The sequence below is a fragment of the Pseudomonas spirodelae genome (genome assembly GCF_034653255.1).
GTDB classification, from domain to species: domain Bacteria; phylum Pseudomonadota; class Gammaproteobacteria; order Pseudomonadales; family Pseudomonadaceae; genus Aquipseudomonas; species Aquipseudomonas spirodelae.
On record NZ_JAYEET010000039.1, the window covers coordinates 1 to 23,233 of the forward strand.

Below are 23,233 nucleotides of genomic sequence, written 5' to 3' on the forward strand. Positions count from 1 at the left end.
GAGCTGGATGGCTGGGTCAGGCACAAACTTCGCTGTGTCATCTGGCGGCAATGGAAGCAGCCCTCTACGAGGGCGCGCAACCTGATGCGCCTGGGATTGAGCGAGGAGCGTGCCTGCAAGTCGGCCTTCAATGGCCGAGGCCCGTGGTGGAACTCAGGAGCGCCGCATATGAATCAGGCGCTGCCGAAGAAGCTATGGGACAGACTTGGACTGGTCTCGATACTGGATACGATCAATCGGCTTAACCGCATGGCCTGAACCGCCGTGTACGGAACCGTACGCACGGTGGTGTGGGAGGACGGCGGCCGTGAGGCCGCCTCCTACCCGATCCAGGGGCTTAGAAGTCGCCCCACAACTGTTGCGCCACACTAAGCGCCACCACCGGCGCGGTTTCGGTGCGCAGCACCCGCGGGCCGAGGCGCGCGGCATGAAAGCTGTGATGCTTGGCCAGTGCCACTTCGTTGTCGCTGAGGCCGCCTTCCGGGCCGATCAGGAACGCCAAGGACTGAGGCTGCGGGTGGCTGGCCCAAGGTTCGGCGACCGGGTGCAACACCAGTTTCAACTCGGCGCGGGTCTGCACCAGCCATTCGTTGAGGCTGATCGGCGGGTGAATGATCGGCAGCACCGAGCGACCGCATTGTTCGCAGGCGCTGATTGCCACTTGTCGCCAGTGGGCCATGCGTTTGTCAGCGCGTTCGTCCTTGAGGCGCACTTCACAGCGCTCGCTGACGATCAGGCTGATTTCATTGGCGCCTAGCTCGGTGGCCTTCTGGATCGCCCAGTCCATCCGCTCGCCGCGCGATAAGCCCTGGCCAAGGTGAATACGCAGGGGGGATTCGGCCTGACCGGTGAATGCCTCACGCAACTCGACGCGCACATTCTTTTTACCAACCTCAATCAGTTCGCCCAGGTACTCCTGGCCACTGCCGTCGAACAATTGCACCGTATCGCCGACGGCGTGACGCAGCACACGCCCGATATAGTGGGCCTGGGCTTCTGGCAGCTCGTGCTGGCCGAGGGAGAGGGGGGCGTCGATAAAGAATCGGGATAGGCGCATAAGACGTGAACCTAGAGTAAAGGCGCGAATTCTAGCCGCAGGGCGCGTGGTGCGCATGGATATCCGTAGGGTGGATGACAAGCGCGTCATCCACCCCGCTGCTGTATTTAGCCCGGATCGCGAAAGCCCGGATAGTTGGCGTTGCCCATTGCCACGCTGACCGAGTTACGGGTGGCGATATCGATGCCTTCACTGGCTACTTCCGCGAGGAAGTCGATCTGCTCAGGGGTAATCACATAAGGCGGCAGGAAGTACACCACGCTGCCCAGCGGGCGCAGCAGCGCACCGCGCTTGAGGGCGTGCTGGAATACTTTGAGGCCACGGCGTTCCTGCCAGGGGTAGGCGGTTTTGCTGGCTTTGTCCTGCACCATCTCGATGGCCAGGGCCATGCCGGTTTGGCGAACTTCGGCGACATGCGGGTGGTCGACCAGGTGCGCGGTGGCGCTGGCCATACGCGCGGCCAGGGCTTTGTTGGTCTCGATTACATTGTCCTGCTCGAAGATGTCCAGGGTTGCCAGTGCCGCCGCGCAGGCCAGCGGGTTGCCGGTGTAACTGTGTGAATGCAGGAAGGCGCGCAGGGTCGAATAGTCGTCATAGAATGCTTCATACACCTCGTTGGTGGTCAGGCACGCTGCCATGGGTAGATAGCCGCCGGTGAGGGCTTTCGACAGGCAGAGGAAATCCGGACGGATACCGGCCTGTTCGCAGGCGAACATCGTGCCGGTGCGGCCGAAGCCCACGGCGATCTCGTCATGGATCAGGTGCACGCCGTAGCGGTCGCAGGCTTCACGCAGCAGCTTGAGGTAGATCGGGTGGTACATGCGCATGCCGCCGGCGCCCTGGATCAGCGGTTCGACGATTACCGCCGCGACTTCATGGCCGTGCTCGGCCAGGGTCTGTTCCATATGGGCGAACATGGTGCGCGAGTGTTCTTCCCAGCTAACGCCCTCGGGGCGGTGGTAGCAGTCCGGGCTAGGCACCTTGATAGTGTCCAGCAGTAAGGTTTTATAGGTGTCAGTGAACAGCGCGACATCGCCGACCGACATCGCCGCGATGGTTTCGCCGTGGTAGCTGTTGCTCAGGGTGACAAAGCGCTTCTTCGCCGGTTTACCGACGTTGAGCCAGTAGTGAAAGCTCATCTTCAACGCGACTTCGATGCAGGATGAGCCGTTGTCGGCATAGAACACCCGGTCGAGCCCCGCCGGGGTCATATTGACCAAGCGCTCGGAGAGTTCGATCACCGGTTGATGACTGAAGCCCGCGAGAATCACATGCTCCAGTTGGTCGACCTGATCTTTGATGCGCTGGTTGATGCGCGGGTTGGCATGGCCAAAAACGTTGACCCACCAGGAGCTGACCGCGTCGATATAGCGTTTGCCGTCGAAGTCTTCCAGCCACACGCCTTCACCGCGTTTGATCGGTACCAGGGGCAGCTGCTCGTGATCCTTCATTTGCGTGCACGGGTGCCACAGCACCTTCAGGTCACGTTGCATCCACTGGTCATTAAGGCTCATCGCGGGTCTCCCTTGAAAATCTGCGCCAAGCCTATCAGAAGCACCGTGGGCGATGAGCGACACAACCGTGTCGGTATTGCGCTGGCTGCCCGCCGATTGGCTCTATCATGGCGTTTGTAGAGCAGCCGCGGAACGTTATGGCGCGCCGCTAGACTAATGACTCTGCGTAAGAGACTCGAATGAAGCATCGTATTTCTCGATATTTCAAAGCGAAAAATTCCGCTTTTAGTCGATAGGTTTGTTGCTAGTCTTGCTCGATTCGCGGCCCCGACCTTTATTTTTTGGAACCTTTGCAATGCAATGGCGCAATAGCTCTTCTCACTACGGCCTTGTCAGCATCCTGATGCACTGGCTGGTGGCGCTGGCCGTGTTCGGCCTGTTTGCCTTGGGTTACTGGATGGTCGGGCTGGACTATTACAGTGGCTGGTACAAGACCGCGCCGGACCTGCATAAAAGCATCGGCCTGGTGCTGTTTACTGTGATGCTGGCTCGGGTGCTGTGGCGCTGTTTCAGCCCGCCGCCGGCGAGCTTGCCCGACCATGGGCGGCTGACTCGCCTGGCCAGCAAGTTAGGTCACAGCTTTCTCTACCTGGGGCTGTTTGTGCTGATGATTTCCGGCTACCTGATCTCTACAGCTGACGGACGCGGCATCCCGGTATTCGGCTTGTTTGAAGTGCCGGCCAGTCTGACCAGCATTCCTGATCAGGAAGACGTTGCTGGTTTGGTGCATGAGTACCTGGCGTGGGCGCTGGTGATCTTTGCCGGCATTCATGCGCTAGCTGCGTTGAAACACCACTTTATTGATCGCGACCGTACGCTGATGCGGATGTTCGGTCGCTAGTTGCGTTTGCTGTTTCCGGGGCTGGACTGGCCCCATCCCACACTCACAAGGAGTATGCCCATGTTGAAGAAAACCCTCGTAGCCCTGGCACTGGGTGGCGCATTGATCGGCGCTGGTCAGGCGATGGCTGCTGATTACGCCATCGACAAGCAGGGCCAGCACGCCTTCGTCAATTTCAAGATCAGCCACCTGGGCTACAGCTGGTTGTACGGTACGTTCAAGGACTTCGACGGCAGCTTCAGCTTCGACGCCGCCAAGCCGCAGGACAGCAAGGTCAACGTGACGCTGAACACCACCAGCGTCGACACCAACCATGCCGAGCGCGACAAGCACCTGCGCAGCGCTGACTTCCTCAATGTCAGTAAGCACCCAACCGCGACCTTCGCCTCCACCGCTGTGACCTCCACTGGCGAAGGCACGGCTGATATCGCCGGTGATCTGACCCTTAATGGCGTGACCAAGCCGGTGGTGATTGCCGCCACCTTTATCGGTGAAGGCAAAGACCCATGGGGCGGCTACCGTGCCGGCTTTGCAGGCAGCACCATGCTGAAGCTGAAAGACTTCGGCATCACCAAGGACCTGGGTCCAGCGTCGGAAAGCGTCGAGCTGATCATCTCGGTTGAAGGCGTACGCCAGTAAGCTCGTAGGATGGGTTAGCCGCGCAGCGGCGTAACCCATCGCTGAACGAATGCAGCACCAACAAAAACGCCGCCCAATGGGCGGCGTTTTTGTGAGCGGCTAGCTGACTATGACTCTTCGCGGTTGCGTGTCAGCAGGGCCGGCTTTTCGCCGCGCGGACGTGCACTCGCCAGTTCGTCGAGTTGCTCAGCCGTTGGCAGGCGATCCAGGCGTGAGCCCTTGTGCACGATTACCGGCTGCTTATCGCGTGGGCTTTTCACTGCCGCTTCCTGGCGTGGCAGCTCATCGCGGTTCAGCGAGGTGGTACGGGTGTCGCGCGGTGGTCGAGCACGGCCGGAGCCATTACGGCCCTGGCCGCCGTTGGCCGCCGCGCCAGCACCCTGGCGACGGCCTTGGCCGCCGGCACCCGCGCCGCCAGCATTACTGCGTGGCTTATTGGCTGGACGAGCACCTTGGCCGACACCATTGCTGGCGCTTGGCCCGGTAGCAGGCGCACCGGGCCGACGGCCACGGTTCTGCTGCTTATTCTGGTTAGGGCTTACATAGTCGACACGGTTGCCGAAATTATCGATTTCATCGTCGCGGAACTCGTCCGGCGCGCGATCCGGAGGGAGTGCGGGCACGGCCGGTGTGCTGGTGCGGGCCGATGATGCGCTGCGTGGCTGCTGGCTACGACCGCCCTGCGGCTTGCTGCGGCTGTTGTTGTCACGGCCGCTGTCTTTGCCTTTGTCTTTACGACCGCCGCCATGGCGTTCGCCTTCTGGCTTGGCGCCGCGCGGTGGGCGTGGCTTCTGCGGCTCACGCACTTCCGGACGCTCGGCCTCAACGGTGCTGGCATCAAAGCCGAGCAGGTCGCCGTCAGCGATCTTCTGCTTGGTCATGCGCTCAATGCCTTTGAGCAGCTTCTCTTCATCCGGGGCAACCATGGAGATCGCTTCACCGCTACGGCCGGCACGACCGGTACGGCCAATGCGGTGCACGTAGTCTTCTTCGATGTTCGGCAGCTCGAAGTTGACCACATGCGGCAGCTGGTCGATATCCAGGCCGCGCGCGGCGATATCGGTGGCAACTAATACGCGGACCTTGCTGGCCTTGAAGTCAGCCAAGGCTTTGGTGCGTGCGTTCTGGCTCTTGTTACCGTGGATCGCCACAGCCGGCAGGCCGTGTTTATCCAGGTACTCAGCCAGGCGGTTGGCGCCGTGCTTGGTACGGGTGAACACCAGTACCTGTTCCCAGGCGCCAGCGGTGATCAGGTGGGCGAGCAGGGCGCGCTTGTGGCTGGCCTGAACGCGGAACACACGTTGTTCGATGCGCTCGACCGTGGTGTTCGGCGGCGTCACTTCGATGCGTTCCGGGTTGTGCAACAGCTTGCCGGCCAGGTCGGTGATGTCTTTCGAGAAAGTCGCCGAGAACAGCAGGTTCTGGCGTTTGGCCGGCAGCTTGGCGAGGACCTTTTTCACGTCATGGATAAAGCCCATGTCGAGCATGCGGTCGGCTTCATCGAGGACCAGGATTTCCACGTGCGAGAGGTCGATGGCACGTTGGTTAGCCAGGTCGAGCAGGCGTCCGGGGCAAGCCACCAGTACGTCGACGCCTTTGGCCAGGGCCTGGACCTGCGGGTTCATGCCAACGCCGCCGAAGATGCAGGCGCTGACGAATTTCAAATCACGGGCATACAGCTTGAAGCTGTCATGCACCTGGGCGGCCAGTTCGCGGGTTGGGGTCAACACCAGCACACGCGGTTGTTTCGGGCCATGGCGCTGTTCGCGATCGGGGTGACCGTTGGGGAACAGTCGCTCAAGGATCGGCAGGGCAAAGCCGCCTGTCTTACCTGTACCCGTCTGGGCTGCAACCATCAGGTCGCGACCTTGCAACGCGGCGGGGATGGCCCGCTGTTGCACCGGAGTGGGTTGGGTGTAGCCGGCGGATTCGACCGCACGGACTAAAGCCTCGGAGAGACCGAGGGAGGCAAAGGACATGTGTAATCCTGTCTAGTGAGGGCGCAGCCCTATGGGGTGTATTGCCTGGCTTGAATCACGCTTGGGGGGCGCAATCCCGTCCGGTACTACTGGCCTCTGGGGGCTAGCGTCCGGGCGCAAGCCTGGCGGGAAGGCTCGAGTATAACAGAGCTGGGTCGATCTGCAGCATTCGCCTGCTTAGCGGACTACTGAGGTGTTTTGCGCGGCTTATGGGCACCGCAACATGGCTCAGCGGGTATAGCGGGCGCTGAGGGCAGCATACCCCGGCTCACCTTTGAAACGGCGCAGCTCGTTACTGAAGCGCTGGGCGAACGCCTCCAGGCCGGCGTTGCGGCGTAGGCCCAGATACAACAGGTCGCGGCTAATCACCAGGGGGTGATGGCCGATGTCGTTCTGGATGCCCATCTGCTGGGCCAGAAATAGGCCGCCGCGTTTGTCGTTGATCACCAGGTCGACCCGCTCGCGCAGCAGCTTGCCGAAGTTCGCGATGTGGCTGGGCGCGGGCTCACGGATGAACAGGTCGGACTCGCGAAACGCGCGATTGGCATACCAGTAGCCGGCGGATACACCGACTTTCAGGCCTTGCAGGTCCTCTAACTGGCTGAACGGGTAAGGCCTGGCACTGGCGTAGAACAGCACAAACTCGATCTGCGACATGGGCTCGTCGGGGTAAATGATGCTGATTTCGCGCTCAGGGGTGCGGAAGATATCTAGGATGGCGTCGGCCTGCCCCTGTTCAATTGCCGCTAGGCAGCGTTTCCAGGGCAGGAACTGCCATTCAGCCTCGACGCCCAGGCGCTGCAGGACAATTTGTGTGGTCTCGTAGTCGAGGCCTTTTACTGTGCCTTGCTCTTCATACACATAGGGCGCCCAGCTTTCACTGACGATGCGCAGCGTCTGGGCGTGAGCGCAGAGGCTCAGGCCCATCAGGCACAGTGCAGCGATTATCTGGCGCGGGGAGGTTGGCATGTGGCCAGAGTAGCGACTTGGATCGACTCTGAGTAGTCGGGACGCGATGAATAGTTGCGCTCGGCTACTTGCCATCACAACAGCGAACGGCGCTGCATGGGCAGCGCCGTTCGGCCTATTGCTCGTGCGGTCTGGAGCTATTTGGTCAGCCGGTAGCAGGGCACATAGGCGCTGTTGCCTGGCAGTTTCATCCGGTGTTGATCAACGAAGGCCTGCAGCAGCGTATCGAGCTTCTGCATGATGTCGCGGTCACCGGTGATTTCGTAGGGGCCATGTTGTTCGATCAGGCGGATGCCCTTGTCCTTGACGTTGCCCGCGACAATCCCGGAAAACGCCCGGCGCAGGTTGGCCGCCAGTTCGTGTGCGGGCTGCTCGCGGGTCAGCTTGAGGCTGGCCATGTGGGCGTGCGTCGGCTCGAAGGGGTGCTGGAAGCTTTCGTCGATCTTCAGCAGCCAGTTGAAGTGGAACGCATCGTTGTGTTCACGGCGGAATTGTTTGACCGCCTTGATCCCGGCGGCCATTTCCCGGGCGACCTGCTCGGGGTCGTTGATGATGATGCTGTAGCGCTGCTGCGCTGCTTCGCCCAGGGTCGCGCCGATAAACTCATGCAACTGTTCGAGGTAGGCGGCGGCGCTGCTTGGCCCGGTCATGATCAACGGGAAGGGGATGTTCTGGTTGTCCGGGTGCATGAGGATGCCGAGGAAATACAGCAGCTCTTCTGCTGTACCCGCGCCGCCGGGGAAGATGATGATGCCGTGGCCAATACGCACGAAGGCTTCCAGGCGCTTTTCGATATCCGGCAGGATCACCAACTCATTGACGATCGGGTTCGGCGCTTCGGCGGCAATGATCCCCGGCTCAGTCAGGCCCAGATAACGACCATGCACGTTGCGCTGTTTGGCGTGAGAAATGGTTGCGCCTTTCATCGGCCCCTTCATCACGCCAGGGCCGCAACCGGTGCAGATATCCAGCCCGCGCAGGCCCAGCTCGTGGCCAACTTTCTTGGTGTATTTATATTCCTCGGTGCTGATCGAGTGGCCGCCCCAGCACACCACGATCTTCGGCTCGGCACCGGCCCGCAGGGTGCGGGCGTTGCGCAGCAGGTGGAAGACGTAGTCGGTGATGCCCTGGGAGCTGCTGAAGTCGACCCGCTTGTTTTCCAGCTCGCTCTGCGTGTAGACGATATCGCGCAGGGCGCTGAACAGCATTTCGCGGGTGCTGGCGATCATCTCACCATCGACGAAGGCGTCGGCCGGGGCGTTGAACAACTCCAGGCGGATGCCGCGATCCTGCTGCACGATGTGGATTTCGAAGTCCGGGTAGGCTTCCAGAATGGTCTTGGCGTTATCGCTGTGCGAGCCGGTGTTGAGGATCGCCAGGGCGCACTGACGAAACAGCGCATAGACGCTGCCGGAGCCGGTTTCGCGCAGCTGCTGCACTTCACGCTGCGAAAGGGTTTCCAGGCTGCCTTTGGGGTTAACAGAGGCATTGATGGTTTTTCGTGCGGCCATTGCGGCGCTCCATGGTTGTCATATCGCGTAAGCCTTTCATGGCTAAACGCTTGCTGAAAGTATGGTCGTGACTGAGTACGTTGGACTAAGCGCAGACCAGGTAGTGCGTTGCAAAAGGCTACCGTGGTTTGTCGGGAGGATGGGAAAAAACTGCAACCGAGGCGTGGCGAGGCATGCCGAATGGCGGGTGAAGGCATCGACACCCGCAGGACGCAGGTGCCGATATAGCGGGCGTTAAAACTTAACGCGGCAGCTTGAGGTTGTTCCAGATCGCCAGGCTCGGTTCAGCCTGGTTCATGCTGTAGAAGTGCAAACCTGGAGCGCCGCCTTGCAGCAGGCGTTCGCACATTTCAGTGATGACCTGCTCGCCATACGCCTGGATGCTGTCGGTGTCGTCACCGTACGCTTCCAGTTGCTTGCGCACCCAGCGCGGGATCTCCGCACCGCAGGCGTCGGAGAAGCGCGCCAGCTTGCTGTAGTTGGTGATCGGCATGATGCCCGGCACCACTGGGATATCCACACCCAGCTTGCGCACGCGCTCGACAAAGTAGAAGTAGCAGTCGGCGTTGAAGAAATACTGGGTGATTGCGCTGTCGGCACCGGCCTTGGCCTTGCGCACGAAGTTGGCGATATCGTCTTCGAAGTTACGTGCCTGCGGGTGCATTTCCGGGTAGGCGGCCACTTCGATATGGAAGTGATCACCCGTTTCGTGGCGGATGAACTCAACCAGTTCGTTGGCGTAGCGCAGCTCACCGCTGGCCATGCCCATACCGGATGGCAGGTCACCGCGTAGGGCGACGATGCGCTTGATTCCGGCGTTTTGGTACAGGGTCAGCAGGTCGCGCAGCTCGGCCTTGCTGTCACCGACGCAGGACAGGTGCGGCGCAGTGCTCACACCGACATCGTTATTCAACTGCAGCACGGTATTCAGCGTGCGGTCGCGGGTGGAGCCACCAGCACCGTAAGTGCAGGAGAAGAAATCGGGGTTGTAGGTCGCCAGTTGGCGCGCCACATTCATCAGCTTTTCGTGCCCGGCTTCGGTCTTGGTAGGGAAGAACTCGAAGCTGTAACGGCGTTCTTGAGACATAAGAAAATTCCGAAAGGTGGGTCAGCCTCAGGCATAACCCACCGGGGTTCTCGACAGGCTGGCCGCAGAGCGGCTAACCCATCCTACGCATCAATAGCGGTAAGCGTGCGGCTTGAACGGGCCTTCCACGGTTACACCGATGTAGTCGGCCTGAGTCTTGGTCAGCTGGGTGACGACACCACCGAAGCCTTTGACCATTTCCAGGGCTACTTCTTCGTCGAGCTTCTTCGGCAGCACTTCCACGGTCAGGCGCTCGGCTTTCTGCGCTGGGCTCAGGTCGGCGTACTTCTGGCCGAACAGGAAAATCTGCGCCAGCACCTGGTTGGCGAACGAGCCGTCCATGATCCGGCTTGGGTGGCCAGTGGCGTTACCGAGGTTTACCAGGCGGCCTTCCGACAGCAGGATCAGGTAGTCATCGTTCTGCGCGTCGAATGCGCCAGGGCCAGTGCGGTGAACCTTGTGCACCTGTGGCTTCACTTCTTCCCATGCCCAGTTCTTGCGCATAAAGGCCGTGTCGATCTCGTTGTCGAAGTGGCCGATGTTGCACACCACAGCGCGTTTTTTCAGCGCTTTGAGCATGTTCGAGTCGCAGACGTTGAAGTTACCGGTGGTGGTTACCAGCAGGTCGATCTTGCCCAGCAGCTGGGTGTCGATGCAGGCTTCGGTGCCGTCGTTGATGCCGTCTTTGAATGGCGAAACCACTTCATAGCCGTCCATGCAGGCTTGCATTGCGCAGATCGGGTCGACTTCGGTCACGCGTACGATCATGCCTTCCTGACGCAGCGATTGTGCCGAGCCCTTGCCCACGTCGCCGTAACCGATGACCAGCGCTTGCTTGCCGGACAGCAGGTGGTCGGTGCCGCGCTTGATCGCGTCACTCAGGCTGTGACGGCAGCCGTACTTGTTGTCGTTCTTGCTCTTGGTCACCGAGTCGTTGACGTTGATCGCCGGGATTTTCAGCTCGCCCTTGGCCAGCATGTCCAGCAGGCGGTGTACGCCGGTGGTGGTTTCTTCGGTGACGCCGTGGATGCGCTCAAGCATCTGCGGGTATTTCTTGTGCAGGATCTCGGTCAGGTCGCCGCCGTCATCGAGGATCATGTTGGCATCCCACGGCTGGCCATCTTTGAGGATGGTTTGCTCGATGCACCACTCGTACTCTTCTTCGGTCTCGCCCTTCCAGGCAAATACCGGGATACCGGCGGCGGCGATGGCGGCAGCGGCCTGGTCCTGAGTCGAGAAGATGTTGCACGACGACCAGCGTACTTCGGCGCCCAGTGCAGTCAGGGTTTCGATCAGCACGGCGGTCTGGATGGTCATGTGGATGCAGCCGATGATCTTCGCGCCTTTCAGCGGCTGTTCGCCGGCGTATTTGCGGCGCAGGCCCATCAGGGCTGGCATTTCGGATTCGGCGATGATGGTTTCGCGACGGCCCCAGGCAGCTAGGGACATGTCGGCGACTTTGAAATCGTTAAAAGCGGCGCTCATAAAAAGCTCTCCATTCGTTGTCTGCGAATGGGCGCCGTTGATGCGTATGGTTAACGCCCCATCCGAGCCTGACAAATCTCTGCTGGACAGAGTTTGCTGCAGCGCCCCTCGGACGGGTGGCGGGAGCGACCAGAACTGTGCAGGTCGCGTGAAGCGAGGGTGATTATAGCGATGCTGAGGATTTAGCCAAAGGCTTTCCGTCGCTCCGTCTCAGCGTGGGTGGTAGCCTTGCGGTATTGCCTAGCCACGGACCTGTCATGGCCAATCACAAAATCGAGATTCGCCGCCGCAACGTCGAGAAGATCCTGCTGGCCGCCGAAAAGGTCTTCGCCGAAAAAGGCCACGGCGGCACCGCCATGGGCGATATTGCTGAAGAGGCCGAGTTGCCGCGCTCCAACCTGCATTACTACTTCAGCACCAAGGACGAGTTGTACCGTGCGGTACTGCTGGGCCTGCTTGAAGTGTGGAAGCAGGACGCCTTGTGCTTCGAGATGTATGACGATCCGCGTGTGGTGCTCAGTACCTATATCCGCGCCAAGATGAACCACTCACGCACGCGTCCGCACGGCTCCAAAGTCTGGGCCAACGAGATCATCCATGGTGCGCCGATGCTGGGTGCAACCCTCGATGACAGCCTCTACAGCTGGGCCAAGATGAAGGAAGCGAAGATCCGCCAATGGGTCGAAGACAAACGCATCCTAGCCGTCGAGCCTTCGGCGTTGCTGTATATGATTTGGGCGTCAACTCAGCACTATGCCGACTTCAGCCATCAGGTCAGCGTGCTGAACGACCACCAGTCGCTGTCCGAGCTGCAGTTCGAGCGCGCAGTACAGACAGTGACCAGTGTGATATTGCGTGGGATTGGGCTGGAGCCTTAACGGCTGTGATCGCGGGGTAGTTGATCGCGGGCAAGCCCGCTCCTACAACAACGCTGAATCCGTAGGAGCGGCGGGGACGCCTAGTTCTTGCCCGCGATATATTTGATGGAATGGTGTGGTTACGACGCCACGCGATAGGGATTACGTGGGTCGTGGTTCCAGTCGAGGAAGGGCTTGCCGGTGTCCTGGGTCACCATTTCAATGCAGTTTTCCACCGGGCAGGTGATCTGGCACAGGTTGCAGCCCACACACTCTTCGTCGATCACTTCGTATTTATGCGTGCCGTCGGCCTGGGTCAGGCTGGCGATGGCTTGGTGCGAGGTGTCTTCGCAGGCGATATGGCAGCGGCCGCAGCCGATGCAGGCGTCCTGGTCAATCTTGGCGATTACCTGGTAGTTGATGTCCAGGTACTTCCAGTCGGTGGTGTTGCCCACCGCGCGGCCTGAGAAGTCCGCCAGGCTCTCGTAGCCCTGACTGTCCATCCAGCGCGACAGGCCGTCTTTCATCTCCTCAACGATGCGAAAGCCATGCAGCATAGCCGCCGTGCACACCTGCACCGCGCCGCAGCCCAATGCGATGAACTCCGCCGCATCGCGCCAGCTGCCGATGCCGCCGATACCGCAGATCGGCAGGCCTTGGGTTTCCGGGTCGCGGGCAATTTCCGCGACCATATTCAGGGCGATGGGTTTGACCGCTGAACCGCAATAACCGCCGTGGGTGCTCTGCGTGCCGACGATGGGGTGGGCGACCATGCGATCGAGATCGACGCTGGTGATCGAGTTGATGGTGTTGATCAGCGACACCGCATCTGCGCCGCCACGATGAGCCGCGCGGGCGGACAGGCGCACGTCGGTGATGTTCGGTGTCAGTTTGACGATCACTGGCAGCGAGCTGTAGGTCTTGCACCAGCGGGTGACCATCTCCACGTATTCCGGCACCTGGCCGACCGCCGCGCCCATGCCGCGCTCGGGCATGCCGTGAGGGCAGCCAAAGTTCAGCTCGATGCCGTCGCAGCCGGTGGCTTCCACCAGTGGCAGGATGGTTTTCCAGGATTCTTCGACGCACGGCACCATCAGCGACACGATCATCGCGCGGTCCGGCCAGTCTTTCTTCACCTGAGTGATTTCGCGCAGGTTGATTTCCAGCGAGCGGTCGGTGATCAGTTCGATGTTGTTGATGCCTTGTACTTGGCGGTTGGGTCCGAAGTGCGCCGAGTAGCGCGACGACACGTTGACCGCAGCCGGGTCTTCGCCAAGGGTTTTCCAGACCACGCCGCCCCAGCCCGCTTCGAAGGCGCGGACCACGTTATAGGCTTTGTCGGTCGGCGGCGCGCTGGCCAGCCAGAACGGGTTGGGGGCTTTGATACCGGCAAATTCGATGGATAGATCGGCCATTTATGCGGCCTCCACATTGAGCATCAGATGAGAGTGGATGGCCTCGGCGGCCAGCTTGCCGTGCTGCACGGCTTGTACGGTGAGGTCCTGCCCCAGGGCGGTGCAGTCGCCGCCGGCGTAGATGCCGGGCACGCTGGTTTGCTGCTGGACATCGACCCAGATGCGTTCGCCCTCGCGCTTCAGCTCGCTGGCTAGCGGATCACTCAGGGCTTGGCCGTCAAAGGCCTGGCCGATGGCGCTAAAGATGGCGTCGGAGGCCAGCTCGAAGGTTTGCCCAGTGCTGTGCAGGCGGCCGTTCTCCACGCGGGTACGGGCGAAGCGCATGCCGCGCACTTGGCCCTGTTCATTGAGTAGCACGTCTTGCGGCTGTGCCCAGGTCAGCAGGCGCACCTGATTGGCTTTGGCGATGTCTTGTTCATGTTCGGTGGCGCCCATTTCCTCGAAACCACGGCGATAGACCAGGTTTACGTCGCGGGCGCCGAGCTTGCTCATTTGCACCGCCATGTCGATAGCGGTATTGCCGGCACCGAGGACGATGCAGCGCTCGGCCACGGGCAACTGGGTCAGGTCATCGCTCTGGCGTAGTTCGCGGATGTAGTCGGTGGCGGCGAGCAGCCCCGGTGCGTCTTCGCCTGGCAGGCCGAGGCGTTTGCTGGCGGCCAGGCCGATGCCGAGAAACACCGCGGCGAACTGCTGGTGCAGCTCGCTCAGGCTGAGGTCGTCACCGAGTTTGTGCCCGTGGCGGATCTCGATGCCGCCGATTTGCAGGAGGAACTCCACTTCGCGCTGGGCGAAATCGTCCACCAGCTTGTAGGCGGCGATGCCGTATTCGTTGAGGCCGCCAGCTTTCTCACGCGCCTCGAAGATCACAACATCGTGACCATGCATGGCCAGGCGATGGGCGCAGGACAAACCTGCAGGCCCGGCACCAACCACGGCGATCCGTTTGCCGCTGGCTGGGGCGCGTTTAAACGGGTGCTCGCTGAACTGCGCGTTGTCGATAGCGTAACGCTGCAGCAGGCCGATCAGCACTGGCGCGCATTCCTGGGCGTTGTTGCGCACGCAGGCCTGCTGGCAAAGGATTTCTGTAGGGCAGACGCGGGCGCAGCTGCCTCCGAGGATATTCGCCGAGAGAATTTTCTCGGCCGCGCCCTGAACGTTTTCATGGCTGATATTGCGGATAAATGAGGGGATGTCGATCTCGCTCGGGCAGGCATTGATGCAGGGCGCGTCATAGCAGTACAGGCAACGGGCGCTTTCCAGTGCGGCTTGGCGAGCGTTAAGCGGCGGGGCCAGATCGCTGAAACGATCGGCCAGTTCGGCTGCGGCGGCATCCGGTCGTGGCAAATGGCTGAGGGTGTCTATCACGGTTATTGCCTCACGGTTTTGTGGCTTTTATTGGGCAGTTAACAGCTGATAAGCGGCCGTCCGGCCTCTGTGGGTCGGTGCGGCTAAGTCATGTGTGGTGCCTGGGCGCGGGTTTAGCGCTCGACGGCGGTAGGGCGATTCTTTTCGGCGCGTTTACTCAGCAGGTCGAATACCGCCGGGTACGCCGGGCGCTCGACATAGCGGCCGGCGCCACGTTCGGCGCGCAAGTCACCATCGACCCAGACCAGCTTGCCTTGGCTGATGGTGTGGCTGGGGATGCCGCGCACCGTCTTGCCTTCAAAGATGTTGAAGTCGACCTGCTGGTGATGCGTTTTGGCCGAAATGGTGCGCGTGCCCTGTGGGTCCCAAAGCACCAAGTCGGCGTCGGCCCCCACGCGCAGCGCACCCTTGCGTGGGAACAGGTTGAAGATCTTCGCCGTATTGGTGCTGGTCAGCGCGACGAAGTCGTTGATCGACAGCTTGCCGCTGTTCACCCCTTCGTCCCACAGCACGGCCATGCGGTCTTCAATACCGGCAGTGCCGTTGGGGATTTTGCTGAAGTCGTCACGGCCAGCGGCTTTTTGCTCGGCGCAGAAACAGCAGTGGTCGGTGGCGGTGGTGTGCAGATTGCCCGACTGCAGGCCGCGCCATAGCGCTGCTTGATGCGCTTTGGGGCGGAACGGCGGGCTCATTACGTAACCGGCAGCAGTCTGCCAATCTGGGTGGCGATAGACGCTGTCATCGAGCAGCAGGTGGCCGGCTAGTACTTCGCCATACACCGGCTGGCCTTTGGCGCGGGCATAGGTGATTTCATCCAGGGCTTCCTGGGTGGAAACATGCACCAGGTACAACGGCGTACCTAGGGTCTCAGCAATGCGGATGGCACGGCTGGCGGCTTCGCCTTCGACCTGGGATGGCCGTGACAGCGGGTGAGCTTCCGGCCCGGTCAAGCCTTGGGCCAGCAGTTTCTGTTGCAGGTGGTAGACCAGCTCGCCGTTTTCCGCGTGCACGGTGGGCACTGCGCCCAGTTGCAGGCAGCGCTCGAAGCTGGCGACCAGGGTGTCGTCGGCGGCCATGATGGCGTTCTTGTAGGCCATAAAGTGCTTGAAGCTGTTGACCCCGAACTTTGCCACCAGCTCGCCCATCTCGGCGGCTACTTGCTCGCTCCACCACGTGATGGCGACATGGAAGCCATAGTCGGATGCGGACTTCTCCGCCCAGCCGCGCCAGGTGTGGAAGGCTTCGAGAAGCGATTGCTGGGGGTTGGGGATGACGAAATCGATAATCGAGGTGGTGCCGCCGGCCAGCCCTGCAGCCGTGCCGCTGAAGAAGTCTTCGCTGGCCACGGTGCCCATAAAGGGCAATTGCATATGGGTGTGCGGATCGATGCCGCCTGGCATCAGGTACTGGCCGCTGCCGTCGAGCACTTGGCAACCGGCGGGGGCGTCCAAGTTGTCGCCAATGGCCTGGATCAGGCCGTCGGCACAGAGCACGTCAGCGCGGTAGCTCTCTTCATGGGTGACCAGTGTGGCACCGCGGATCAACAGCGACATAGCGAGTTCCTCTCAGGCTGACCGGTGCATGCCGGTTCTTAGTGTTATGACCTGTCAGGTGAGAGGTTTTATTCCTGTCACTGCTGACAGGAATTGAATCTAGTCGCTGCTCAATGATTGATCAAGAATATTTTTAAATACTCTTTTTGTATTTTAAGTCATTGAAAATAAAGGAAAAAATAACTAAATAAACAAAATAGTGCAGGCCCTAACCATTTTGACGCACTTGACAAGAACCAAATATGAGCAAGATTTCCTATGCAAAATCAGGCGTTTGAACTCGACGCAGGGCTCGCGCTGCGGGCACAAAAAATATTTGCCTGCACCACTTTGAATCCTGACGGGTGAGACAGGCTTGTTGGTGGCGGCAACAGCCGGCATGTGAGGTGCAGAGGGAGAATCTAGTAGTTGATATAAAGTCCATATAAATCAGCTATTTATGCGTTTTATTGGCAAGCAATGCATGAGTTGAACAGGTTCCCGGCACGCTTATTGATAGCCGTCGCTATCGAGCTGGCCGGCCGAGATGAACGCGTACTCCGGCCATCGCGAACGGCCTTTGCCAGTGCAGCCCTTGGCAAATGGTTGGTAATCCCGATGAGCAAATAATCAGAACAATCACTGGAGAGGCCCCATGCAACAGAGCAGATCGCAAGTGACTGAGCGCGATGGCTTGTACGAACTGGCCGCAGGCCCCGACGTACTCGACAGCCCGCGTTATAACCATGACATCGCCCCCACTCAGGTCCATGAGCGCACCTGGAACAAGTGGCACATCACCGCGCTGTGGGTCGGTATGTCGATCTGCGTGCCGACCTACACCTTGGGCGGCGTGCTGACCGCCTACTTCGGGTTGTCGGTGAGCGAGGCGCTGCTGGCGATTCTGCTGGCCAATATCATCGTGCTGATCCCGCTAACGCTGAACGCCTTTCCTGGTACCAAGTACGGCATTCCCTTTCCAGTTTTGCTGCGCTCGTCGTTCGGGGTGATCGGCTCTAACGTGCCCTGTCTGATTCGCGCGGTGGTGGCCTGTGGTTGGTTTGGTATTCAGACCATGTTCGGCGGCCTGGCCATTCACTTGTTGCTCGGCTCAATCTTCGAGGGCTGGAAAAGCCTCGGCGGCACCGGTGAGGTGATCGGTTTTATGGTCTTCTGGACCCTCAACCTGTGGGTGGTGCTGCGTGGGGCTGAGTCGATCAAATGGCTGGAAACCCTGTCCGCGCCGCTGCTGGTGCTGGTCGGTGCCGGCTTGCTGATGTGGGCGCTGCCCAATGTGTCGATGAGCGAGCTGTTGGCGCAGCCGGCCAATCGCCCAGAGGGCGCCGGTGTGACCAGTTACTTCCTGGCCGGGCTGACCGCCATGGTTGGTTTCTGGGCCACCTTGTCGTTGAACATTCCCGACTTTAGCCGTTACGCCAAGAGCCAGAAGGATCAGATCATCGGCCAGATCATTGGCCTGCCGCTGACTATGTTCCTGTTCGCCGCCCTCGGTGTGGTGATGACCGCCGCGTCGGCCTCGCTGGTGGGTGAAACCGTGTCGGACCCGGTCACCCTGATCGGTCATATCCAGAGCCCAGGCTGGGTTGCCCTGGCCATGGCATTGATCATTGTCGCCACGCTATCGACCAATACGGCGGCGAATATCGTTTCGCCCACCAATGACTTCCAGAATATCGCGCCCAAGCTGATCAACCGTACCAAGGCGGTGATGCTCACCGGCCTGATTGGCCTGGGCCTGATGGGCCACGAGTTGCTGAAGAAGCTCGGCCTGCTGGTCTCGGACCTGAGCCTGGAAAGCGTCTATTCCAACTGGTTGCTGGGCTACTCCAGCCTGCTCGGGCCGATCGCCGGGATCATGGTGGTGGACTACTTCCTGATCAAGAAACAGCGCCTCGACCTGGCCGGCCTGTACCGCGATGACGTGTACCCAGCGTGGAACTGGATCGGTTTTGTTGCCTTCGCGGTGCCAGTGGCGCTGACCCTGTTGTCGCTAGGCAGCAACGCCTTCAGCTGGTTCTACGACTACGGCTGGTTTACCGGCTCGTTCTTCGGCGGCTTGATTTATTTCGGCCTCTGCAGCCTGCGCAATACGCAGCCGGTGGTGGTTGATAGCGCCGCCTAGAGCAGTCATCTGGCGGGCTAGCACAGCTGCGCGTGCTGGCCTGCAAAGCCACCCAATATGCTCGCCGTTCTGTCAGGCGGGTCAAACATGATCGACAAGGAGAACGCCATGAACACGGTTAGCGAGGTTCTGCAATCCACTCAACCGCACATCAACAGTGAGCGTCTGTGGCAATCGCTAATGGAGCTGGCGCAGCTTGGTGCCACGGTTAAAGGCGGTGTCTGCCGGCTGGCGCTGACCGACCTCGATCGTCAGGCGCGCGACTTGTTTGTGCGCTGGTGCGAAGAGGCCGGCTGTACGGTGAGCGTGGATGGCGTGGGCAATATTTTTGCCCGCCGCCCTGGGCGTAATAACGCACTGCCGCCGGTGATGACCGGCAGCCATATCGACACCCAACCCACTGGCGGCAAATTTGACGGCTGCTTTGGCGTGCTGGCCGGCGTTGAGGTGCTGCGTACCCTGAATGACCTGGGCGTGCAAACCGAGGCGCCGCTGGAAGTGGTGGTGTGGACCAACGAAGAAGGTTCGCGCTTCGCCCCGTGCATGATGGGCTCCGGGGTGTTCGCCGAGAAATTCACCCTGGAAGAAACCCTGGCCAAGCGCGATGCCGAGGGCGTCAGCGTCGGTGAAGCGCTGAACGCTATCGGCTATGCCGGCAGCCGTGCGGTGACCGGGCATGCGGTCGGTGCCTATTTCGAGGCGCATATCGAGCAGGGGCCAATTCTTGAAGATCAGAAGAAAACCATCGGCGTGGTGCTCGGCGCACTCGGGCAGAAGTGGTTCGACCTGAGCCTCAAGGGTGTGGAGGCACATGCCGGCCCGACGCCGATGCACCTGCGCAAGGATGCCTTGGTTGGCGCGGCTGCGGTGGTGGCGGCGGTTAATCGGGTGGCGCTGGAGCATCAGCCACATGCCTGTGGAACGGTCGGTTGCCTGCAGGCCTACCCCGGCTCGCGCAACGTGATTCCCGGTGAAGTGCGCATGACCCTGGATTTTCGTCACCTGGAACCGGCTCGGTTGGATTCGATGATCGCTGAGGTGCGTGGGGTGATCGAAGACACGTGCGCCAAGCATGGCCTGAGCTTCGAGCTAACACCGACGGCAGACTTCCCGCCGCTGTATTTTGAGCAGGGCTGTGTTGAGGCGGTACGCAGTGCTGCGCAGGGGCTGGGTCTGTCGCATATGGATATCGTCAGCGGCGCCGGGCATGACGCGATCTTTCTCGCTGAACTGGGCCCGGCGGGGATGATCTTTGTGCCGTGCGAGGGCGGTATCAGCCACAACGAGATTGAGAATGCCGCGCCGGGTGATCTCGCCGCCGGCTGCGCGGTACTGCTGCGTGCCATGCTCGCGGCCTCGGTGGCACTGGCCAACGGGAAATTGGCAGCATGATTGGCTGATTATCCGGTGGCTTGTGGGCAAGTGTCATGGTCGCGGGCTAAGGTTGCAGGCCAAGCTGCAGCTTTGCTGCTCAGACCTTAGGAGTTGCCATGACCGTTGCTTACTGGTGTGTGTTGATTGCCCTGTTTTTACCTTACCTGTCGACTGCGACGGCCAAGGCCGTCAGCGGCGGCTTCAGCCCCCGATACAATCATGACCCGCGCGCCCTGCTGGACAACCTCAGCGGCCTCGGTCGCCGCGCCAACAATGCCCAGCTCAATAGCTTCGAAATCACTCCGGCATTCTCTGCGGCGGTGATCATCGCCCACCTGGCAGGTGGTGCCGAGCAGACATTGCTCGATAAATTGGCCATGGCCTTTGTTGCTAGCCGTATCCTTTATTTCATCTTCTATGTGGCCGACTGGGCGACCCTGCGTTCGCTGGTGTGGTTCGTCAACATAGGGCTGATCATCAGTCTGTTTGTAGTCTCCGCCTAAGGGCCTGTGCAAAGTCTGCTGCGCTCACACTGCGGGCCAGCCTAAGGCGGTTACTAACGTAGCCCCTTGCATGGCTCTCGCTCGCCAGCCGTTACATCAGGTTCTGCTCTCTGCGGCAAAACACCACGCTTGGCCGTTGGCGGGCGGGTGGCGATACTGTCACCCGTTATCCACCCGGTTGTTAGTATTGAAGGTGTTATGAAGCTTAAAACCCTGTTCCTCGTTTTATTGGCGCTGACTGTGAGTGGTTGTGGCGGTGTCGATCCCAATTCGCCGCAAGGCCAGCGTCAGGCGCTTTTCAAGCAGATGCTCAAGGTCAGCGAAAACCTGGGTGGCATGCTGCGCGGCCGGGTGGCGTTCAAGGAAGAGGCGTTTGTTGCCGGTGCGGCCGAGCTTGACCAGCTGACGCGTAAGCCTTGGCAGCACTTTCCGCAGGTGCGTGAAGAGGGTGGCGAGAGCCGCGCCAAGGATGAAGTGTGGCAGCGTCAGGCGCGCTTCCAGGAGCTGGCGCGCGCGATGGAAGCCAGCACCGCGGCGCTGGTTAGCGCCACCCAAGCTCAGCCTCTAAGCCCTGAGTTACTGGCGGCACCGATGCAGCGTGTTGAAGACAGCTGCAAGGCGTGCCATGAAGAGTTCCGCGCCTTCTAAGTCAAGGCGCACAGCTGGTTGCGCCAGCTTCGCCGTTCTATTTAGCAGACGCAAAGCCCGTTAAGCGAGTCGTGCCCAGGGGAGGGCACGCACCTGTGGGCGGTCGCTGCACCTTGCCTGCAATGGCTTTAGTTGAGCCACCCTACGCGCGCTATTTGTTGAGTTCTTCGCGGGCTTGTTGCAGCTCTGTACGCGACTCCTGCAGTTTGCGCTGGCGCTTGCTGATGTCGTCCTGATCGCCGTCGGCCTGTGCTTCACGCAGATCCTGCTCGCGTTCTGCAACTTCGTCCTCGGCTTTGCTCACCTTGGCTTCGCGCTTGGCGCGCAGGTCGTCATCGTTGCAGTTGTTTTCAACTTCCTTCAGGGCTTTCTCCAGGCCGGCTTGCTGATTGCTATTGCCGTGGCTTTTGGCGATTTCGAGTTGCGCTGAAATGGCCTGAATTTTCGCTGCGCAGCCGGTGAGCGGCGTTGTGCTTTGATCGGCGTGGGCCAGGGTGGCGGTCAGCATCAGGGCGCTCAGGAGCAAGGGTCTGTGCATGGTTATTCCTCGGTAGTGGGGTGTGCAATTGACAGTTCAGCGGGGGCAAAGTTTATCGGCAGTTTAGAAACCGGCGATTTGCGCCGTGCGCAGCTGTGTACGCAGGGCCTGTACTTCCGGGTGTTGGAAAAATGCCTGCAGCTGCGCCGCGCGCTGTGGGCCGACGCCGGGCTGGCGCTGCCAGTCGCTGATGCTGCGTTGCGCCAGGGTGTCCCAGTCGGCGTCCAATGTCACGTTGCCTGGCACGCCCAGGGCGCGCAGCCAGGCCTGTTGTGGGCGTTGGCGCGCCAGCTGGAAACTCTGTTGCAGGGCAGCGGCGCTGCGTGGTCCAAGGCCCGGTACGCGCCTGAGCTGCTCGGTCGAGAGGTCTAGCCAGTCGGTGAGGCTGTTGATCTGTTGGGCGCGCAGTAGCTTATCCCAGGTGCCGGGGCCAACACCCGGTAACGCCAGGCCCTGTTTACCGCTAAGCCAGACCAGGCGTGCGCGAAACTGACTGGCGCACGCCGGCGTGGCGCGCCAGCAGCTGAGGTTGTGATAGGTCTTGGCATCTGGCACCTGCAGTTCGGCGCGCTGCTGCGTGCGCCAGAGCACGCTATCCAGCGCGGGGATGGTCAGCCCGGACAGGCGAATTACCACCTGATCGCCGGGGCGAATATCTAGGCTTTGCCAGCGTTGCAGGGAACCGGCGCTGACATATTCGATGCGCCGGTCATCCAGTTTCACCGGCTGTACGCGCAGCACAGGGGTAATGCGCCCGCTGCGGCCGATGCGAAAATCCACCGCCTGCACCACGGCCAATGCCTGGCTGGCTGGGTACTTCCAGGCGACGGCCCAGTGCGGCGGTTCGGCTTGCCAGCGGGCGGCTGGCGGACGTTTGCCTTGACGCAACACGACCCCGTCAGTCGCGAAGGGCAGGGGGCTGTTGTACCACTGTGCGCGCCAGTGGCTGGCATCGGTCAATGTGCGGATCGGTTGGCTAAAGTTCTGGCTGTCGGCAAAGCCCAGAGTGCTGAGTTGCTGCAGGCGCTCGTTGATGCTGCTCGGTCCGTCTGGCCAGTCCCAGACAAACAGGCCGATGCCGGCGCTTTCCTCGGTTGTTAGCGTCTCTCGGGCCAGCAATCCGGCGACCTTGCTGCGCGCACCTAAGCTGCCGGCCTGGTGCTGAATATGCGCAGGCATGCGCCAATACAGCTCGCCCTGTAATACCAGGTCCAGCCGGCGGGGCAAGTGTTGGGGAATGGCTGGCAGCTGACGCGCCTGGCTGGTCCAGTCCTGGCCGCTACGGCCGTCACCGCGACTAATCAATTGCGCCAGCTGACCCTGTCGATAGACCAGGCTAAAGGCCACGCCATCGACCTTAGGTTGAATCCACAGGTCTTCTCGGCTGGCGATCCAGTTGGCGACGGCGCGGCTGTCCGCGAGCTTGCGCAGCCCGGTTTGGGCAATGGGGTGGGGGACTGGGCCGGTACTGCTGTTGAGCGGGTTTGCTTCCGCCGGGCCAGCGCCGTGGAAGCAGAGGCGCCAGTATTGCAGGTTGGCGCTGGCCTGATCATAGAGCTCATCGGCAACCAGGCTCTGGCCTTGGCGGTGGTAGGCGTCGTCCCAGGCGTTGAGTTGCTGGGCCAGGGCGCTCAGTTCACGCTCGGCACGTTGCGCTGGCCAGTCCGGGCAGGTAGCCCATAAGGGGTTGCTGAGTAGGAGTAAGCCGGCGATCAGCGCTTTCATCATGAGCATCCTTGCTCGGCAGGTGACCATCTAAGGCTAGTTGCTTTT

General features: G+C 60.9%; 20 protein-coding genes and 1 riboswitch. Of the genes, 8 read left to right on the plus strand and 12 right to left on the minus strand.

All coding sequences use genetic code 11. The features are described 5' to 3' along the window. Positions 1–258: group II intron maturase-specific domain-containing protein (locus SOP97_RS11855; protein ID WP_322949284.1), on the plus strand; the 258-nt coding region annotated here is incomplete at its 5' end. A 79-nt stretch (positions 259–337) separates the two neighbouring features. On the opposite strand, the gene SOP97_RS11860 is transcribed toward SOP97_RS11855, so the two are convergent. Next, entirely contained in the window at positions 338–1,057 is a 720-nt protein-coding gene (locus SOP97_RS11860; protein WP_274088930.1) for a 16S rRNA (uracil(1498)-N(3))-methyltransferase, read from the minus strand. A 107-nt stretch (positions 1,058–1,164) separates the two neighbouring features. Then, positions 1,165–2,571, minus strand: coding sequence for an adenosylmethionine--8-amino-7-oxononanoate transaminase (locus SOP97_RS11865; RefSeq protein ID WP_322949285.1), 1,407 nt, complete (start codon positions 2,569–2,571; stop codon positions 1,165–1,167). A 295-nt stretch (positions 2,572–2,866) separates the two neighbouring features. Between SOP97_RS11865 and SOP97_RS11870 the strand changes: the two genes are divergently transcribed. Together SOP97_RS11870 and SOP97_RS11875 are read left to right on the plus strand one after the other, a co-directional pair. Continuing rightward, positions 2,867–3,412: a cytochrome b gene (locus SOP97_RS11870; RefSeq protein ID WP_322949286.1), complete on the plus strand. Its 546-nt coding sequence runs from the start codon at positions 2,867–2,869 to the stop codon at positions 3,410–3,412. 60 nt (positions 3,413–3,472) lie between these two features. Next, positions 3,473–4,051, plus strand: coding sequence for a YceI family protein (locus tag SOP97_RS11875; protein WP_322949287.1), 579 nt, complete (start codon positions 3,473–3,475; stop codon positions 4,049–4,051). Between the two features lie 107 nt (positions 4,052–4,158). Here the strand turns inward: SOP97_RS11875 and SOP97_RS11880 are convergent, their stop codons facing one another. The 5 genes from SOP97_RS11880 to ahcY form a co-directional block, all read right to left on the minus strand. Then, the gene (locus SOP97_RS11880) at positions 4,159–6,030 is read right to left on the minus strand and encodes a DEAD/DEAH box helicase (protein WP_322949288.1); all 1,872 of its coding nucleotides are present in this window, start codon (positions 6,028–6,030) and stop codon (positions 4,159–4,161) included. Positions 6,031–6,258: 228 nt separating this feature from the next. Then, entirely contained in the window at positions 6,259–6,999 is a 741-nt protein-coding gene (locus SOP97_RS11885) for a substrate-binding periplasmic protein (protein ID WP_322949289.1), read from the minus strand. A gap of 137 nt (positions 7,000–7,136) precedes the next feature. Further along, positions 7,137–8,510: a nucleotide 5'-monophosphate nucleosidase PpnN gene (gene ppnN, locus SOP97_RS11890; protein ID WP_274088936.1), complete on the minus strand. Its 1,374-nt coding sequence runs from the start codon at positions 8,508–8,510 to the stop codon at positions 7,137–7,139. Between the two features lie 241 nt (positions 8,511–8,751). Continuing rightward, positions 8,752–9,597: a methylenetetrahydrofolate reductase [NAD(P)H] gene (gene metF / locus SOP97_RS11895; RefSeq protein ID WP_322949290.1), complete on the minus strand. Its 846-nt coding sequence runs from the start codon at positions 9,595–9,597 to the stop codon at positions 8,752–8,754. Positions 9,598–9,687: 90 nt separating this feature from the next. Continuing rightward, positions 9,688–11,082 carry an adenosylhomocysteinase gene (gene ahcY / locus SOP97_RS11900; RefSeq protein WP_322949291.1) on the minus strand — a complete coding sequence of 465 codons (1,395 nt, stop codon included), beginning with the start codon at positions 11,080–11,082 and terminating at the stop codon, positions 9,688–9,690. A gap of 22 nt (positions 11,083–11,104) precedes the next feature. Further along, positions 11,105–11,198: riboswitch (S-adenosyl-L-homocysteine riboswitch) on the minus strand. Between the two features lie 141 nt (positions 11,199–11,339). Here ahcY and SOP97_RS11905 point away from each other — a divergent pair. After that, the gene (locus SOP97_RS11905) at positions 11,340–11,960 is read left to right on the plus strand and encodes a TetR/AcrR family transcriptional regulator (RefSeq protein ID WP_322949292.1); all 621 of its coding nucleotides are present in this window, start codon (positions 11,340–11,342) and stop codon (positions 11,958–11,960) included. A gap of 119 nt (positions 11,961–12,079) precedes the next feature. Here the strand turns inward: SOP97_RS11905 and preA are convergent, their stop codons facing one another. From preA to hydA, 3 genes are all read right to left on the minus strand, one after another. Beyond that, positions 12,080–13,354 carry an NAD-dependent dihydropyrimidine dehydrogenase subunit PreA gene (preA, locus tag SOP97_RS11910; protein ID WP_322949293.1) on the minus strand — a complete coding sequence of 425 codons (1,275 nt, stop codon included), beginning with the start codon at positions 13,352–13,354 and terminating at the stop codon, positions 12,080–12,082. Further along, positions 13,355–14,722, minus strand: a complete 1,368-nt coding sequence (locus SOP97_RS11915; RefSeq protein WP_322949294.1) for an NAD(P)-dependent oxidoreductase — start codon at positions 14,720–14,722, stop codon at positions 13,355–13,357. A gap of 113 nt (positions 14,723–14,835) precedes the next feature. Then, positions 14,836–16,275: a dihydropyrimidinase gene (gene hydA / locus SOP97_RS11920; RefSeq protein WP_322949295.1), complete on the minus strand. Its 1,440-nt coding sequence runs from the start codon at positions 16,273–16,275 to the stop codon at positions 14,836–14,838. Between the two features lie 634 nt (positions 16,276–16,909). Between hydA and SOP97_RS11925 the strand changes: the two genes are divergently transcribed. The 4 genes from SOP97_RS11925 to SOP97_RS11940 all read left to right on the plus strand — a co-directional run bounded on the left by SOP97_RS11925 (position 16,910) and on the right by SOP97_RS11940 (position 20,922). Further along, entirely contained in the window at positions 16,910–18,397 is a 1,488-nt protein-coding gene (locus SOP97_RS11925; RefSeq protein ID WP_322949296.1) for an NCS1 family nucleobase:cation symporter-1, read from the plus strand. Positions 18,398–18,505: 108 nt separating this feature from the next. Next, entirely contained in the window at positions 18,506–19,789 is a 1,284-nt protein-coding gene (locus SOP97_RS11930) for a Zn-dependent hydrolase (RefSeq protein WP_322949297.1), read from the plus strand. A gap of 98 nt (positions 19,790–19,887) precedes the next feature. Then, a complete protein-coding gene (locus SOP97_RS11935) occupies positions 19,888–20,274 on the plus strand; it encodes an MAPEG family protein (protein WP_322949298.1) in 387 nt (128 codons plus the stop codon). 198 nt (positions 20,275–20,472) lie between these two features. Then, positions 20,473–20,922, plus strand: a complete 450-nt coding sequence (locus SOP97_RS11940) for a c-type cytochrome (RefSeq protein ID WP_322949299.1) — start codon at positions 20,473–20,475, stop codon at positions 20,920–20,922. A gap of 151 nt (positions 20,923–21,073) precedes the next feature. Here the strand turns inward: SOP97_RS11940 and SOP97_RS11945 are convergent, their stop codons facing one another. Next, a complete protein-coding gene (locus SOP97_RS11945; protein WP_411912057.1) occupies positions 21,074–21,460 on the minus strand; it encodes a DUF1090 domain-containing protein in 387 nt (128 codons plus the stop codon). A 63-nt stretch (positions 21,461–21,523) separates the two neighbouring features. Next, on the minus strand, positions 21,524–23,185 hold the full coding sequence (ligB, locus tag SOP97_RS11950; RefSeq protein ID WP_322949300.1) for an NAD-dependent DNA ligase LigB: 1,662 nt from the start codon (positions 23,183–23,185) through the stop codon (positions 21,524–21,526). Positions 23,186–23,233 lie beyond the last annotated feature (48 nt).